This is a genomic window from Paraburkholderia tropica (assembly GCF_914484835.1).
Taxonomy (GTDB): domain Bacteria; phylum Pseudomonadota; class Gammaproteobacteria; order Burkholderiales; family Burkholderiaceae; genus Paraburkholderia; species Paraburkholderia tropica_A.
Genome location: NZ_CAJZAR010000046.1, coordinates 88,186 through 104,190, shown reverse-complemented (window position 1 = coordinate 104,190; position 16,005 = coordinate 88,186). Strand labels below are relative to the sequence as shown.

Genomic DNA, 16,005 nt, shown 5'->3' with positions numbered 1-16,005 from the left:
TCGGCGATCTTGTCGTAGGGGCCGGGTCAGGCGGGGTCGGCGTCGGTGTTTTCGGGAGCGCTGCGCTCATCGGGATCGTCGTCGAGCCATTGCTGAAGGCACGCCTGAAACGCAGGGGAAATGTCGCCGAACCATTGCATCAGCGCTTCGTTCTGGGCATCCCATGTCTTGCGCGCCGCCTGCTGGGCCTCGTTGGCGATCAGCGCGGCGTCGGCCTGGCCGCGTGCGTCGAGCCATTGCGGCAGCAGCGCGAAGCCTTGCGCGCGCCATTGCGCCGCTGCCAGCAGTTGCGCGTCGAGCCACTGCTTGCTGAGTTGATGGGTGGTCAGCGCGACTTGCCGTCCGAATTCGACGAGCCCGGCGGTGTCGTTGCGAAGATGCCAGGCGCGCGGCCATTGCCACGCGTTTTCTTCGATGCGCTCGACGAGGGCCTCGCGCCAGTCGAGCGCAGCTTTGAGCGCTGGCTTCCATTGCGCCGCCGACGGCGGCTGGGCCGCAAGCATCGGCGCGGGCACGTAGCGCACCAGCGCTTCGAGAAACGGCTCCATGAGTGCGCCCGCGATCGGCCCGAACATCGTGGCCGCAAGCGGTCCGCACGCGGGCGCAACCGTCGCGCTCGCTGCCTGATCGCCATTCGCGGCGGCCGTGGTGTGATGCGAAGTCGACGTGTTCATCGTGCCTCCTTTGCGTTGCGTGCGCTGAGCAAGCGTTGGACCATCGCGTCGATGGCGGCCATTTGCGGGGCCGATTTGATATAGAAGTCGGGATGCGCAGGATCGTCGCTGGTGTAGCCCCAGAAGTCCCAGCAGCCCTTGGGATTGCGCCGCGCATCGGTACGGATCTGCGGGTAGAGCACGATGATGCGATTGCTGTCCGCGAGCTGGTTGTAGCCCGTCGTCGTGTAGTAGCGATCCCCAAGGCGGCTGTCTTCCTGCGTGCAGCCGTGAAAGACGACGTGCACGCGGCATGTCTGCGTGAGGCAGTCGGCGGGGATGTAGACGTGGCCCACGTCGGACAGTCCCGTGCGCCGGCCCTGGAAAAACTCGGTCTGGTCGAAGTCGAGCAACTCGCCGCTCAGCTTGCTGGACGGCCGCTCCAGTTCGCCGTAAAGCTGGCGCAGGATGTCGTGCGATTGCACGAAGCCGCAGTTGTTGAGGTTGGGCGGCGCGTTGGCCGGGCAGGGCAGGTCGTTGCGGTTCGCGGTGATGAGCGCGTGACCGGCGTTGATGTTGTCGACATAGGCGATCTGCGCATCCGGGACGCCCGCGCTACGGTAGAACGCGCGGGTCTGCGCGACGACCTTCGGCAGGACGATCTTGTCCGAGGCGCCCGTGAAGATATAGAGGCGCTGGCGCTTGAGGTTCGCGACGTCGTCGATCAAGCCGTCGTCGGCGAAGCGCTGCGCGGCCTTGAACGCGGCGGCCCCGGACGGTGCGGCGCCCAGTGGCGTCATGCAGAGCGTGCTCGCGTTGATCAGAAAGTGGTCCAGGCCGCCGTGCGGGCCGAGCCCTGCGCAGTAAAACGGCCCGCCCGCGACGATCCCGGCGCCCGCAACGCTTTGCGAATACGCGACGCTGAATTGCGCGGCCATGAACGCGCCCGACGACAAGCCGGAGACGGTCACCTGGTTGGCATCGGCGGCGAGGGCGGGCAAGGGCGGCGCGTCCGCGGCCCGCGCGTCGTCGCAGGTCGCGCCGAGTGCGGCCAGCGTGCCGAGTGTGCCGAGTGTGAAGAGGGTCGCGACGGCGAAGCGTCGTGACAGGGTCATTAGCGAATCCACGGGACGTTCTCCTGTTGGGTGAGGGAAGAGGGGTGATCCGGGTTCGGCTCTCGCCGATGCTTCTGGCTCTGCTTCTGCAACTCGTTGATGCCCGACCAGCCGATGAACAGCATTCCCATTTCCGTCGCGCTGAAGGTGTAGGGCAGGCTGGCCAGCACGCCCATGGCCAGTCCCTTGGCGAGCGCGACGCCGGGCGAGTCCGTGTCGACCCGCGACTGCGTGAGCGTGGTGCTGACCGAGGTGACGACGAACAGCAACAGCCCCACGATCAGCAGGAAATGTGCTTTCTGTTCGAGCGGCATGGGTTTGACCATGTCGAGCAACATGCTGTCCCAGAGCTTGTCGACGGATACCGTGACGAGTGCGGATAGCAGATGAATCGGACTTCTGCTCAGCGAGGGCAAGCCGCCCGTTCGGGGCGCTTCGGGGCGCGATTCCGGTGCGGGGGGAGGCATGTCGGTCGATCCGTGAAAACTGCGAAGCGGTTGCTGAAAGGAACGCGCACGGTAAGTCGCTGTGAAGCGCGGTTTTTTATCGATGCAGGATCAATCGGATAACGAAGTATTTTCATGAGGCGGTGTAGCGCTCGTTGTGCTCGCGCGCCGTGCGCGCAAGCACAACCTGGGCGATGGACTCACGTCCGTGGGCGCTTACAATCCGCCCCACACGAGGCCGCCGCGTTGCTGTCCGGCCTGCTGCACGAGCAGCGCGAGATTGCGTGCCATGCTGTCCGCGTACTCGTCGATGGCGTTCTGCACACCACGGCTTTGCGTGCCCATCGGGATTTCCGCCGTCAGCGAAATCGGTGCGTCCGGCAGTTTGCTCGCGTAGAAAATACGGTAGTCCCCTTCGGGCTTCATGCTGAAGCGAAACAACGCACCGTGCTCGGTTTTCGCCGCGGGTGGCGTGCTGCAGATGTCGCGCCGCGCGCTCGCGTAGAACGAATCGTCGGCGGGCACGACGATGGTCTTGTGCGCCGACGGCAGCATCAGGCGCTGCACCGCCCACATCTGCCACGCGGACGGCAGGCTGCTCGCTTCGTCTCCGTCGTTGAGGCCGAGTGCGAGGATGTCGCGCTCAGCAGTCGGCCTGCCGATGATGCTATCGGCGAAGATCGGCGCTTCGATGGGCATGTTGCTCATGCAGCCGCCATCGGTGTAGAGGAAGTCGCGCAGCGACGGTGACGGCCCGAGCGGCGGCGCGGCGAACAGCAGCGGAAAGGCGCCGCTCGCCTGCGCGGCCGCGAGCAGGCAAACGCCCTCGTGACGCACGAATGCCTTGTGGACGGGATTGCGCTCGGACGTCCCTGCGCCCGGCGGCAACAGCGTCGATACATAGTTGAGCGAACCGAAGGTCTCGGCGCGTGCCGCGCTGTCGACTTGTGCCGAATAGAGCCGTGTGAGCGTGACGCTCAGGTGCTTCCAGCCGGCGTCGATGCCCGCGTCGCGCAGCAGTGTGACGATGCGGTGATGTGTGCTGACGAGATAGCAGCCGAAGCGCCGCAGATCGCGCAGGCCGGTCATCAGCGCGGTGCGCAGCGCGGCGATATGCGGGCCGCCCGGGTCGACGTCGTAGTCCCAGAAGAAGCCCATGCCGCGCCCGTGCAGCTCATTCAGGTAATAGCGCTCGCCGTCGAGCGCAAGGTAGCTGTCGCCTTCGTCGTCGAGGTCGATTTGCTCGACGATGCGGCGCATCAGTTGCAGCAGCGCGGTTTCGGCCCAGATCATCAGCACCGAGGGAATCGTCGAGCCGTCGAGCTTGTCGGCTGCGTAGTCGACGACGGTCGACGCGCGGCTCAGGGCGATGCGCGTTTCGCTGCGATTCGCGAACGATTTGGTGGCGAAGGGCAGCGCTTCGGTGATGGTCGGCGAAAGGCGCGCGATCGCTTCGGGCGTGCCGCCGAGCGCGAGGATAAAGCCGGTCAGCGCGCCTGCGCTCGCGCCCGCCACGTGGGGCACGGCGCGCAGGTCGATCTGGCGGTCGCGATGCAATTTCTGGAGTGCCTTGGGGTAGACCACGCCTTTGGCGCCGCCGCCGCCGAGCACGAGCGAATGTAGGTCGAGCATGTCGTTCTCCTGTCGATGAGATGGGTCGCCTAGCCGCCTTTGCGGTCCAGCAGCGACTGATACTTGTTGATGCTCTGGTCGATCTTTTCGAGTGCGAAATGCGCGGACTCGCCTTCGATGGCGCCCGCGGCCGCCGCGACGGCCGCTGCCGTGCCCACCAGCAGATCGGTGATCAGTACGCCGAGCGCATCTTCTGCCGCGCCCTTGATGTCTTCCTGGAGCAGCTTCTCGGTCATGTTCTTGAGCAGCACGCTCTTGCTGGCGAGCGCGAGCTTGCTCGCGCCGTCGAAGTAGTTCGCGGCCGACTGCGCGACGAGTCCGCTCGCCTGGCTGATCATCATGTTTGGACCGGCTGCGATCTGGCTGCTCGCGTAGGCGGTCGTCTCGGCGTTGCTCAACTGGACCGCCTGCACGATCTGACTGTTGAGCGCGTCGGTCGCGGGCGCCGCCGAGGCGCTTTGCATCTGCTCGGTGAAACCCGCAAGCGGGCTGGTTGGCGCGCTTGCGGGCGGCGTCGCTGCGCCGCTGTTCGTGCTACTGCCGTTTTGACTGGCGGCGCTCGCGCCAGCGTTGTCCGCGGTGGGCGAGGCGCTAGCGTTCGCCGCAGGCGACGATGAGGGCGGTGAGGGTGGCGAGGGCGGCTCGGCTGGCGCGACGGGCGGCGGCGTGGCCGGCGTTGCGCTGACCGCGCTCGCGCCGGACTTGCCGCCAAAGAGGTCCTTGAGGCTCATGGTTCAGGTCTCCTGGCGCGCGTCAGCTCTTGTCGCCGACGGCGAGAATCATCGTCACGGCCTTCGAAATCACGGCGCTGGAAATCTGGTTCAGCGCCTGCTGGCTGTGCACGGCGTTCTGCAACGACAAGCCCGCCGAATGGCTGGCGAACTGATAGAGCGAGGCAAGCGCCTGGGCCGGGGCTTCGGCCACGACCTTGACGTTGGTTTGCGTGACGGCGTCGGTGATCTGGCCGTTGACGGCGGTGTTGTCTGCCATGACGACTCCTTCGGTACGACATGGGGGTGGAAAAAGCGCGAGTCGACTGGCGCCGCGCTGCGTGGTTTGCATGAATACGGACGTGTCGTCGGCGCGCTTGTGAAGGTCGGTGAGCGTTGCGAAGCAGACCGGCGAGGCTCGCCTAGTCGAGTTTCTGGCGCAGCTTTTTGCGCAGCAGTTCGACGCGCTTGCGCGCGAGCGCTTCGCTGATGCCAAGCGCATCGGCGATTTGCGGATACGCCAGTTCATCCTCGAATTTCAGGGCGAACAGCGTGCGTTGCGCGGGCGCGAGTTCAGCGACGGCCTTCTCCATGCGAGCAAGTTGCTGCTTGAGCGCGAGTTGCTGTTCGATGGGCGGCGCACGATCGGCGATGGCAATGCATTGCTCGTCTTCCCATTCGCTGCCGTGCTCGATCACGCGATCCTCGCGGCTGCGTCGGCGTGCATGATCGAGAAACGCGTGGTTGAGCGCGAGGAAGAAAAAGCCGGCGAGATTCTTGACGCGATCCGGGGAGCGCTGCATGTAGAGATGCACTTTCAGCGCGGTGTCGGAGAGGAGATCGTCGGCGCGCGAAGGATCGCCCTTGCATAGCAGACGCGCGCGTCTGCGCAGCTTGCCTTGCACGTCCCGCCAGGTGCAATCGAATTGCTCGCGGTAGGCCGTGGTCTCGTCGCCGGCATAAGTTGTGATGTTCATTCTGCGTCCTCCGTGGGTGGAATCCGCAGAATCCGGCCAATCGTATGAGGAAATCAGTTGCGTACGTAACAACGTGCTCGACGCCCGCGCAATGTGCTTCATCGGGCCGCCGCAATGTGGCGAAGGCGTTCGGGATTTTCGATGCATAACGTGCGTGCGTGCGGCCGGATCAGACCTTCGCGTTGCCAGCGTTGCAGCAGCGTATTGAGGCGCGGGCGGCTTACGTTGAGCATCGCGGCCATGATGCTTTGATTGCCGGGCAGGCGGACTTCGTGACGCTCGCCGTCGTCCATGCGCGTAAGCAGATGGCGCGCGAGCCGCGCTTCGAGTCGATACAGACAGGCCGATTCGACGAAATCGCTCAATTGTTCTAGGCGGTTGCAGAGCAGTTGCTGGACGCGCAGCATGAAGAGTGGATTGGCCTGCAACGCGGCGAAATGCGTTTCGTGCAGCAGCGATATCTCGCAGTCGGGGCTCAGTTGCGCGTTGAAGCTGCGTCGGCGCGGATGCAGCAGCGCACCCTCGCCGACGAGCCCGCCCGCGAGCGTGTAGTCCAGGATGAGTTCTCGCCCGCCCGGTTCGTGCAGCGTGTGATAGATGTGTCCGCGATGGACAAGCGCCACGAAATTTTCTGCGTCGCCCTTGAAGAACAACAGCCGGCTGCGGTGCGCGGGCCAGGGCGTGAGGTGCTCGTCGATATGCTGCATGAGTGATTCGGGCAGCCCCTGTAGCAACGCAAATGAGCGAACCCCGTAATGGTCTTTGGCGGCTGGCATGACGTCCTTGCCTTGTCGTAATGTTGTCTGGTGACCCCCTCGCGGAAACGTCCTGTCATGCCGGATGTGAAGGGTCAGCGCCTTGACCCTGTCAATGTTGATAGTGAGTATTGCAAACGCAGCGAATGCGTGCGGTACGCGAGGAATGAACGAACGATGCGGGGCGCATTGCATCGCGCATAAGCGGACCGCCGGCTGGCGAGCGGTCATGCAAGATGCGTAATGTGCCTTGTTTCAAGGCATGGCTCGCGAAATCGCGGGGTGTGGACTACAGGGGGCGCGGGAGAAAGGGATGCGAAAGAATGCAGCCCTATGCGGCGGCGAAGATCGATGGGCCTTGTGACGCAATCCGATTTTGTCGCCAGGCCATTGTTTCGGGTTTTCGATGTCTTTCCCGGCGTGCGGGAAATTTTCGCAAGACAGGCGAAGTGAACGTCACCTGAATCGGTGACGGTCACGATTATCCAGTGAAGCGGGAAAGAGACGTGTAGTCATCCTGATCGTAGTGTCGGGATCAGGAGCGGCGCGGAGAGTAGGCTGCAACGGCGTTCCTCAGCCCTTGATTTGAGGAACGCACGCGTAGATCGTGTCAGTCACTGCGCAATGGCGGCATCAGCCAGTAGAAAGACATTTCATGATTGGCCGAAGAGGATGTGAGACGCGGAAATCTGCGGCGCTTAATGAGGTTATTGCACGTATCGCCGATGCACCGCGCTATTGAATGAAGCGCTGCAATTCCACCGTCGACGGCCGCTCGAAAATGGCTTCCGGCGGCCCGCTCTCCCACACGCGGCCTTCGTGCATGAAGACGACGGTATCGCTCACCGCTCGCGCGAAACGCATTTCGTGCGTGACCATAATGAGCGTCATGTGTTCGCGCGCGAGACTTTCCACCACGCTCAGCACCTCGCCCACGAGTTCGGGGTCGAGCGCCGAGGTGATTTCATCGCACAGCAGCACGCTCGGCTTCATCGCCAGCGCGCGGGCGATCGCCACGCGCTGCTGCTGGCCACCCGAAAGCTGATCGGGAAGCGCGTCGAACTTGTTGCCGAGTCCCACGCGTTCGAGCATCTGCTGCGCGGTCTCGCGCGCCTGGGCGCGTGACATTTTCTTGACCACCGTCTGTGCGAGCATCACGTTCTGCCCGGCCGTGAGATGCGGGAAGAGGTTGTATTGCTGGAACACCATGCCGACCTTCAGCCGCAGTGCGCGCAGGTCGGCGTGGCGTGCATCGACGTGTTCGCCGTCGATTTCGATCGAACCTGCGTCGATGCTTTCGAGACCGTTGAGCGCGCGCAGGAACGTGCTTTTTCCGGATCCGCTGCGGCCGATGATGCTCACGACCTGGCCTCGCTCCACGCTGAGGTCGATGCCCTTGAGCACATGATTCGCGCCGAATTGTTTTTCGACGCCCTGGGTTTTAACGAGCGGCATGCCATTTCCTTTGCAGCGAGCGCGCATACCGCGTGAGCGGGTAGCACAAGACGAAGTAGATCAGCGCGACGAGGCCATAAACGAGAAACGGGCGGAACGTCGCGTTCGAGATAGTCGTGCCGGCCTTGGTGAGTTCGGCGAAGCCGATGATCGAGACGAGCGCCGTGTCCTTGATCGCCTGCACGCCGAAGCCGACGGTCGGCCCGATGGCGATGCGCGCCGCTTGCGGCAGGATCACATGGCGCAGTTGCTCGAAGTAATTCATCGCGAGACTGGACGAGGCTTCCCACTGGCCCCTGGGCACCGCTTCCACGCAGCCGCGCCAGATTTCGGCGAGATAGGCGCTCGTGAAGAACGTGAGGCCGAGCGTGGCGGCGACCCAGGGCGAAACGTCGACGCCCACGAGCGGCAAACCGAAGAACACGATAAAGAGTTGCAGCAGCAGCGGCGTGCCCTGAAACACCTCGATATAGATTCGCACGATCGCGCGCAGCACACGCGAACTGGACACACGCATCACGAGCAGCACCAGACCGACGGCCCCGCCCGCGACGAAGGACACGAGCGAAAGCAGGACGGTCCAGCGCGCGGCCAGCAACAGCCCTTCAAGGATTTGCGCGAAAGTGAATTCGATCATCGCGTGCCTCGCGGGTTGCGTGCGAACAGCTTTCGGCCGGCCGCGTTGAGCGCGGCGCGCAGCACGAGCGCCATGGCCAGGTAGATGCCCGCGATCAGGAAATACGTTTCGAACGCGCGGAAATTACGCGACTGCACGTAGCTCGCCGCGTACGTGAGGTCGGCGACGGAGATCTGCGAGACGACGGCCGAGCCGAGCATGGTAATGACGATCTGGCTCGTGAGCGCCGGAAAGACCTTCGCGAACGCTTGCGGCAAGAGCACGTGCACGAAGGTTTCGCGCGGCGACATGGCGAGCGCGGCGGCGGCTTCGCGATGCCCGCGCGGCACGGCGTCGATGCCCGAGCGCAGAATCTCCACGGAGTACGCACCAAGATTGAGCGTCATCGCGAGCACGGCCGCCGTGTATTCGCCGATATGCACGCCGAGTGCGGGCAGGCCGAAGAACACGAAGAACAGCTGCACGAGAAACGGCGTGTTGCGGACCGCTTCGACATAGCCGTGAACGATCGCGCGCGCGGCCGTCTGGCGGCTCTGGTGCACGGCAGCGCCCGCCACGCCAAGACTCAAGCCGAGCGCCGTGGAGGCGGCGGTGAGCGCGAGCGTGACGGCCGCGCCGGACGCGAACATGCCGCTATAGGCGGCAAGGTCGCCGAACTGAAGCTGATAGCTCATGAACGGAAAAAGGACTCGCGGTGATGACGCGCGCCGCGCGCGGCGGCGGCGCGAGAGAGGCGTCAGAGATTGGCGGGCAGCGGCTGGCCAAACCACTTTTTCGACATCGACTGAAGCGCGCCGTCCTTCTTCGCTTCGTCGATCGTGGCGTTGACCTTCGCGAGCAGTTGCGGCTCGTTCTTGTTGAGCCCGACGAAGCAGGGCGAGTCCTTGATGACGAACTTCATCTGCGGCTCGCGCGGCGGATGCTTCGCGAGAATCGCCGCCGCGACGATGTTGCCTGCCGCGATCAACTGAACCTGACCGGAGAGAAACGCCTGGATGGTGGCGTTGTTGTCGTCGAAACGGCGGATCGTCGCGTTGGGCGCCATGTTGGTGAGCGCCACTTCTTCCAGCGCGCCGCGCGTCGCGCCCACGGTCTTGCCGGTGAGGTCGGCCGGGCCGCTCACCTTGACGTCGGCGGGGCCGAACACGCCCTGGAAATACGGCGCGTAAGGCGCCGAGAAGTCGATAACCTTCTCGCGGTCGGGCGTCTTGCCGAGCGACGAAATGACGAGATCGACCTTGTCGGTCTGGAGATACGGAATGCGGTTGCCGCTGTTCACGGGCACGAGTTGCAGCTTCACTTTCATGGACTTCGCGAGCAGCGCGGCCATGTCGATGTCATAGCCTTGCGGCTGCATGTCGGGGCCGACCGCACCGAACGGCGGATAGTCCTCCGGCACCGCCACGCGCAGCGTGCCGCGCTTCTGGATCGCGTCGAGCGCGTCAGCGTGCGCGCTGGGCGCGGCGAAAACGGCGAGTACGGGCGCGCTCAGCAGCGCGGCGAGCAGGCGTCGGCGCGACGCGAGTGTTTGGGCGAGAGCCATCCTGTGTTCCCCGGAAAGGTGGTTGGCGCGACGGGTGTTGCGCAGCAGGCGATGCACTAAGCAAGGGTCGAGCCAAGCGAAGCGGGGCGGGCGTGCGCGGGCCGTCAACGGGGAATGAGAGGCGATGAATTCGCGTCGATGGCGCGATAGTTCACGCTTTTGGTGCATTGCATTAGCGCAATGCGATGGCGGAGATCGAGGGGGGATCAGGCGGGGTACGCCTCATGTGGTGAGCAGCGAGGAAAGAGCATGTCATCGGTCGGCGGATCGTCCCGAAGGGAGCACTTGATCCACGATGGAATCGCCATCCTAATGGCGTGCGGCCGCTGCAATGGGGCTGATCTGGAAAACGACGTCGCGGCGATTACGATGATGAGTGCGCGCCGCCTGCCGCTCGTTGAGCTTCGCTAGTGCGGCGCGCTTCGGATTTTTTACTGGATGGTAAAGCTTTATTCCTCAAACCTTCGCGCAGCGAAACCCCGCGTACACGTACTGATATCGCGGCTGAAACCAGTTACGAAACGTCGGCCGCTGCATGCACCCCGCGGTGCGCGCGGAGCCGCCTTTCATCGCGTAGTGCTGACCGTCGAAGAAGTTGGCCGAGTAGCCTTCGTAGAACGGAAACGGCGTGAAGCCGCGCAGCGGAGCGAACACCGTCGAGGTCCATTCCCAGCCGTTGCCGAAAAGGCCTTCCACGCCCCAGGTGCTGGCGCTGTCCGGCGTCGAATCGACGGCGACCGGGTCCCAGCTGCGGAAGTCGAAGTTGTCGGTTTCAGCGGGCAGCGCGCCATGCGCCGCGCGCTGCCATTCGGCTTCGGTCGGCAGCCGCGCGCCGCGCCAGCGCGCGAAGGCGCTCGCCTCCGCGTGGCTCACGTAGACGGGCCAGGAGAGCGGCAGCGGAATATCCTCGAACATTGTGCGCAAACGCCAGCCCTGTTCGCCACGCACCCAAAAAACCGGATGCTCGATGCCTTCGGCCTCGCGCCAGGCCCAGTCGGCATCCATCCAGAATTCGCGGCGGCGATAACCGCCGTCGGCCACGAAGTCGAGAAACGCGCCGTTCGTGACCATAAAGCGGTCGATCTCGAACGCGGGCACGTCCACCTGCTCCTCGCCGAATTCGTTGTCCCAGCCGAACAGGCCGCGTTCGAGCGTCATGCCGAGTTCGGTGCGGCCGGCCGGCACGCTCACCGTTTCGGGCGTCACCTCATAGAGATGGTCCGCGCGAGCGCGGGCTGCGGCGGGCGCCTGCTTCTGCTCGAACGGTAGCTGATGCAGCATGTAGGACAGTGTCTCCACATGCATCAGCCGATGTTCGATCGCGACGTTGAGCAATTGCCCTGGCGTGTCGTGAATAAGCGCGCCGGGCGCCAGATCGAGTCCGGCGAGCCGCGCGTCGATGCGCGTGCGGGCGTCGCGCGCGTACTCGTGCACGGCGTCGAGGCTCGGCCAGTCCGAGGGCATGTCGGTCGGCAGCGCGCCATCGACGGGGTCGATGCCGAAGGCAAACAACTGGTCGAGACGGGCGTCGGCGGACGGCAGGTCGAACAGGCGCTGATCGAACAGATTACGGTCGAACGCCTCCAGATGACCGATATAGAACACGATGCGATGGCGCTCGCGAATCGGGCGTTCGTAGAGAAATTCGGGCTTGACGAGGGCGAAGAGTGCGTCGCTGGCCGCGCGGGCGTCGACGAGACGGGCGGCCAGCGAGGGCGTGGTCGGGAGCTGCATTGCGGCGAGTCTCCTGGCGTGGGCGGTGAGTGAGACTCTACCGCTGCGCACGCGCTGTGCCAATGCACTTCGAATCGCGATGCGGCGCGCGCGGGGCGCGCTCAGGACGACGCATACGGCTGCGCGCCGCCTTGCGGGGCGGCGCGCATGGGACGAACGGGCGGGCTTACAGGTGCCGCAATCCGTCGATATCGATAATACGGATGAGCTTGCCCTGGGCGTCGATCAGGCCGCGCTTTTGAAATCTTGACAGGGTGCGGCTGACGGTTTCGAGCGTCATGCCGAGATAGCTGCCCATGTCCTCGCGCGTCATGCGCAGGTTGAATTCCGCGTGCGAGTAGCCGCGCAGGCCGTTGCGCTCGGACACGTCGAGCAGGAAGGCGGCCACGCGTTCGTCGGCGGACAGCGAGCCCAGCACCATCATCTGCGACGATTCGCGGATCAGCTGCTCGCTCATGAGCCGGTGCAGCCGGTCCTGCATCGCGCAGGTTTCGCGGCACAGATGCTTGAGCGCGGGGTAGGGGATGATGCAGACCGAACTGTCTTCGAGCGCCACGGCGCTGCACGTGTGGGTGTCGGTGCTGATGCCGTCGAGGCCCAGCGGATCGCCCGCGAGGCGCAGGCCGGTGACCTGCTCGCGCCCGTCGCGATGCGCCATGACGGTTTTCAGCGAGCCCGAACGCACGGCATAGAGGCTGTCGAACGGGTCGCCGGCGCGGTAGAGGGATTCGCCGCGGCGCACGCTGCGCGCGGTGCAGATGAGCGCTTCGAGCTTGGGCAGGTCGTCGAGCGCGAGACCTTGGGGCATGCACAGATGCCGCATCGCGCAACTCGAGCAGCGCGCCGAGGAGCGCGGGCTTGTCACAGGTGCGCGGCTGCCTCGACGCACGGTGGTGGTATGAGTAACGACGGTAGGGGTCAGCATTTGCACGCTCCTGTTATCGGTTTCGGAGCATTCTCCCACCAGGGTCGAATCTCAAAATGGAGGCAAAAGGTCGCGCTTTTGAGATGAAGCCGCTTGCGCCTTGTCAGAAGGCGCTTTCGCGGCAAATGACAAGGCGCAAGCGGCACTTGAAATGCATTATTTCTTTGATTATCTCGATATTATTCCGAGATATTCGCGGTGCCTGCCGCACTCGGAATAAGCAAAACCGGCAAGGTCGCCTGACGCACGCAGCGTTCGGCCACGCTGCCGAGAATCAGACGCTGAAAACCGCGGCGTCCGTGTGTGCCCATGACGATCAGATCGGCGCCGCTGGACTTCGCGGCGTTGAGCACGAGCGTCGGCACGTCGTCGAGCGAGGACGCTTCGCCGGTCAGCATTTCGCCGGTCACGCCGCGTTCGCGCATCAGCTTGTTCATTTCCTCGGCAAGCTCGTTGCCCTGGGCGATCATCTGATTGCGCAGGATCGACGGGTCGTAGCCGGGCGCGTCGAAATACATCGGCGTGTTTTCAACGACATAGAACGGTTGCAGCGTCGAACCCATCGCCTTGGCGAGTTCGAGCGCGGCTTCGAATGCGCGGCGCGACGTTGCGCTGCCGTCCACCGCTACCAGGATGCGTTTGTACATGGAACCTCCGCGTAAATGAGCCCGAAAACAGGCGCGGCTGCGCGCGTCCGGGCATCGTCGGCCGGGTGCGGCATGTCGCGATCTGCGATGAGCTTAAAGGATCACTGACAAAGATGCAGTGCCGCTGTATGAAAGATGGAAGCCGAGGGGAGGCGGATCAAGAGCGCTGCGTCAGACGGCCACGGGCGAGTTCCGTCAGGATAAACTGACAGATGGCGACCGTTTCTCTTAATGGTCTGGTTGCGCGCGCACCGTGAGGCCGCTATCGTTGCGTCTCTTTAGTCCTTGCGCGCCGCAGCAAATCCCCGCCGTGACCTCTACCCACACTCCCTTGCCGTTTCGCAACGCGTTGCTGGCCATGCTCGGCATCGGCCTCGTCAACATGCTGGTTGCCCTCGATCAGACCGTTGTCAGCACCGCTTTGCCGTCGATCGTCGCCGAACTGCACGGTTTCGAGTATTACGCGTGGATTGCCAGCGCCTATCTGCTGGCTTCGGTGGTGACGGTGCCGGTGTTCGGCCGCCTCGGCGATTATTTCGGCCGCAAGCGCTTCGTGCTCGCCGCCGTGATCGTGTTCACCGTAGCCTCGGCGCTGTGCGGGCTCGCGACCGACATGCCGTTTCTCGCGGCCGCGCGCGCGTTGCAGGGCGTGGGCGGCGGCATGATGGTGGGGACCGCGTTCGCGTCGATTCCCGATCTCTTCCCCGATCCGCGCGCGCGCGTGCGCTGGCAGGTGGTGATGGCGGCCGCCTACGGCATCGGCACGGCGGCGGGGCCGTCGCTGGGCGGCTGGCTCAGCGAACACTTCGGCTGGCGCTCGACCTTCATGGTCAATCTGCCGGTCGGCGTGCTCGCGCTGTATTTCATCTGGGCGCATCTGCCGAACTATCGCCACGCGCGCACCGGCGAGGTCAAGATCGACTGGACCGGCGCCGCGCTGGTCGCGCTCGTGCTGGGCGGCTTTCAGACCGTTATCGAGGCGGTGCCGAAGGACGGCTTCACGAGCGCCAATCTCGTCCTGATCGCGCTGGTGGCGGTGGGAGCGGTGGCCTTGCTGGTGTGCGAGCGGCGCGCGACGCATCCGATCATTCCGCTCGACCTGTTCCGCGATCCGCAGCTCGTCACGCTGTTCACGCTCTCGGTCCTCTCCGGCTTCGTGATGTTCTCGCTGATCTTCTTTGCGCCGCTGCTGCTGCAAGGCGGCTTCGGTCTGTCGCCGCAGGTCGCGGGTCTGCTCGCGACGCCGATCGCCGCCTGCATCGCGCTCGGCAGCCTCGTGAACACGCGCATCGTGATCCATCTGAAAAAGCCCACGTCGATCCTGACGGTCGGCTTCGGCCTGCTCGTGGCGGCGTCCGTGGGTCTCGCGTTCGCGACGCGCACGACGGCGCATCTATGGCTCGAACTGGCGATGGGTGCGGTCGGCATCGGCCTCGGCTTCATCCTCAACAATCTGAACGTGTTCGGCCAGGAGATCGCCGGGCGCGAGCGTTTCGGCATCACGACGGCGCTGCTGCAATCGACGCGGATGGTGGGCGGCATGCTCGGCACGAGCATCGTGGCGACGATCGTGAATCACCGCTACGCGGCCGGAATCGGCGACGCGCTCGCGGTGCTCGGCGCGCCCGGCGCGGCGCGCTGGCAGCCGCAGCTTTCCGATCCGCGCGTGCTGATCGATCCGGCGCTGCGTGACGGCCTGACGGCGCAGATGAAAGCCGCGGGCCTCGACGGCGCGGCGCTCATCGAGGCGGTGCGGCACGTGCTGGTCGACGCGATTCACCTCGGCATCGGCCTGACCGGCCTCGCGGCGCTGGTGGCGGCGTTGTGCGTGCGCCGCATTTCGCATATCCGTTTTGGCAAATCCGCCGCGAAACCGGCACCGGCTCAGCCGGAATGACGGCAAAAATCCGGCAAAAGACGGGAAAAACGCGGCGCTGATCCCCGGATTCGCGTGAGCGGCTCGCCCGCTGCGACGTTTTTCGGCCGTCTTTGGCGCAATTCGTCAGACAAAAGCGTATGATGTCTGACGCCGCACCGCGAACCGTGACGCGAAATCCGGGGTTTTTCGTCGCGTTCTGAGCGCGATTCAGGCGGCCGCAGCCATCGGGCCGAAGATCGCGTTATGCGTCTGCTCGCTCATGGCGATGTCGAGCGCGACCGCATTTTCCACGCCGATGCGCATCGGCGCGCCGAGCCGCGTGATCTCCATGCCGGTGCGGCGAAGCATGCGTTCGATCGGCGTGGTGGTCACCGTCACGTAGCGCGAAATGCCCATGCGGTCGGCAAACTGGATCGCCGACTGGATCGCGTGCATGGTCAATTCGGCGAAGCCGAAGGCCTGATCGTTGCCCGTTTCGATCGCAAAACGGCTCAATTCCCAGATGTGGCGGCCCGTGGGCGCCGTTTCGCCGTGCAGCAGTTGCGGGAAGGTGTCGCGCAGCATGTTCGGCCCGTCCGTCGGCATCAGGCGCCAACAGCCGCGCACCTGCCGCTCGTCGTCCTGAATGAGCATGTAGTGGGGTCCGAGCGCGTCGTACCCGTCGATCTCCATGCCGGCAATGGTGGGAATATCCCAGCCCATCCGGTCGCGGAACACCCGCGCTCGTAGCCGGTACATTTCGTTGATGTCCTCGTTGTCGAACTCCTGACGCAGTCCGATCCTGATCGCAGCTTGCATGACAACTCTCCCTTGAACTGGTGGAGGGGGCAGCGGTATGGATCGAAAGCTATGCGTTATGAATATAAAAAAACACCTATCCAGATAGGTAGGTGCGGA

General features: G+C 64.5%; 17 protein-coding genes. 1 reads left to right on the top strand and 16 read right to left on the bottom strand.

The window, feature by feature from the left end; all coding sequences use genetic code 11:
* Positions 1-26: 26 nt before the first annotated feature.
* From LDO54_RS15245 to LDO54_RS15175, 15 genes are all read right to left on the bottom strand, one after another.
* Positions 27-674: a hypothetical protein gene (locus LDO54_RS15245; protein WP_224011520.1), complete on the bottom strand. Its 648-nt coding sequence runs from the start codon at positions 672-674 to the stop codon at positions 27-29.
* Positions 671-1,768 (bottom strand): extracellular catalytic domain type 2 short-chain-length polyhydroxyalkanoate depolymerase, encoded by a 1,098-nt coding sequence (locus tag LDO54_RS15240; RefSeq protein ID WP_224011519.1) that lies wholly within the window; start codon positions 1,766-1,768, stop codon positions 671-673. The genes LDO54_RS15245 and LDO54_RS15240 overlap by 4 nt, the downstream gene beginning before the upstream one ends.
* Entirely contained in the window at positions 1,768-2,235 is a 468-nt protein-coding gene (locus tag LDO54_RS15235) for a hypothetical protein (protein WP_224011518.1), read from the bottom strand. Before LDO54_RS15235 ends, LDO54_RS15240 begins: the two co-directional genes overlap by 1 nt.
* A gap of 195 nt (positions 2,236-2,430) precedes the next feature.
* A complete protein-coding gene (locus tag LDO54_RS15230) occupies positions 2,431-3,846 on the bottom strand; it encodes a patatin-like phospholipase family protein (RefSeq protein ID WP_224011517.1) in 1,416 nt (471 codons plus the stop codon).
* A gap of 29 nt (positions 3,847-3,875) precedes the next feature.
* Complete coding sequence (locus LDO54_RS15225) at positions 3,876-4,577, bottom strand: hypothetical protein (protein ID WP_224011516.1); 702 nt, start codon at positions 4,575-4,577, stop codon at positions 3,876-3,878.
* A 22-nt stretch (positions 4,578-4,599) separates the two neighbouring features.
* Complete coding sequence (locus LDO54_RS15220) at positions 4,600-4,836, bottom strand: RebB family R body protein (RefSeq protein WP_065061686.1); 237 nt, start codon at positions 4,834-4,836, stop codon at positions 4,600-4,602.
* Between the two features lie 142 nt (positions 4,837-4,978).
* Positions 4,979-5,533: an RNA polymerase sigma factor gene (locus LDO54_RS15215; protein WP_224011515.1), complete on the bottom strand. Its 555-nt coding sequence runs from the start codon at positions 5,531-5,533 to the stop codon at positions 4,979-4,981.
* 98 nt (positions 5,534-5,631) lie between these two features.
* Complete coding sequence (locus tag LDO54_RS15210) at positions 5,632-6,519, bottom strand: Crp/Fnr family transcriptional regulator (protein ID WP_224011514.1); 888 nt, start codon at positions 6,517-6,519, stop codon at positions 5,632-5,634.
* A 504-nt stretch (positions 6,520-7,023) separates the two neighbouring features.
* Positions 7,024-7,743 carry an amino acid ABC transporter ATP-binding protein gene (locus tag LDO54_RS15205; RefSeq protein ID WP_224011513.1) on the bottom strand — a complete coding sequence of 240 codons (720 nt, stop codon included), beginning with the start codon at positions 7,741-7,743 and terminating at the stop codon, positions 7,024-7,026.
* Complete coding sequence (locus LDO54_RS15200) at positions 7,730-8,380, bottom strand: amino acid ABC transporter permease (RefSeq protein ID WP_224011512.1); 651 nt, start codon at positions 8,378-8,380, stop codon at positions 7,730-7,732. The genes LDO54_RS15205 and LDO54_RS15200 overlap by 14 nt, the downstream gene beginning before the upstream one ends.
* The gene (locus LDO54_RS15195; protein ID WP_224011511.1) at positions 8,377-9,054 is read right to left on the bottom strand and encodes an amino acid ABC transporter permease; all 678 of its coding nucleotides are present in this window, start codon (positions 9,052-9,054) and stop codon (positions 8,377-8,379) included. The genes LDO54_RS15200 and LDO54_RS15195 overlap by 4 nt, the downstream gene beginning before the upstream one ends.
* A gap of 62 nt (positions 9,055-9,116) precedes the next feature.
* Entirely contained in the window at positions 9,117-9,923 is an 807-nt protein-coding gene (locus tag LDO54_RS15190) for a transporter substrate-binding domain-containing protein (RefSeq protein ID WP_224011510.1), read from the bottom strand.
* 456 nt (positions 9,924-10,379) lie between these two features.
* Positions 10,380-11,657 carry an SUMF1/EgtB/PvdO family nonheme iron enzyme gene (locus tag LDO54_RS15185; RefSeq protein WP_224011509.1) on the bottom strand — a complete coding sequence of 426 codons (1,278 nt, stop codon included), beginning with the start codon at positions 11,655-11,657 and terminating at the stop codon, positions 10,380-10,382.
* A gap of 166 nt (positions 11,658-11,823) precedes the next feature.
* Positions 11,824-12,582 (bottom strand): helix-turn-helix domain-containing protein, encoded by a 759-nt coding sequence (locus LDO54_RS15180; protein ID WP_415774387.1) that lies wholly within the window; start codon positions 12,580-12,582, stop codon positions 11,824-11,826.
* A 179-nt stretch (positions 12,583-12,761) separates the two neighbouring features.
* Complete coding sequence (locus tag LDO54_RS15175; RefSeq protein ID WP_224011507.1) at positions 12,762-13,229, bottom strand: universal stress protein; 468 nt, start codon at positions 13,227-13,229, stop codon at positions 12,762-12,764.
* Between the two features lie 358 nt (positions 13,230-13,587).
* Between LDO54_RS15175 and LDO54_RS15170 the strand changes: the two genes are divergently transcribed.
* Positions 13,588-15,126, top strand: a complete 1,539-nt coding sequence (locus LDO54_RS15170; RefSeq protein WP_224011542.1) for an MFS transporter — start codon at positions 13,588-13,590, stop codon at positions 15,124-15,126.
* A 189-nt stretch (positions 15,127-15,315) separates the two neighbouring features.
* Here the strand turns inward: LDO54_RS15170 and LDO54_RS15165 are convergent, their stop codons facing one another.
* The gene (locus LDO54_RS15165; protein WP_224011506.1) at positions 15,316-15,906 is read right to left on the bottom strand and encodes an acyl-homoserine-lactone synthase; all 591 of its coding nucleotides are present in this window, start codon (positions 15,904-15,906) and stop codon (positions 15,316-15,318) included.
* Positions 15,907-16,005: the final 99 nt, after the last annotated feature.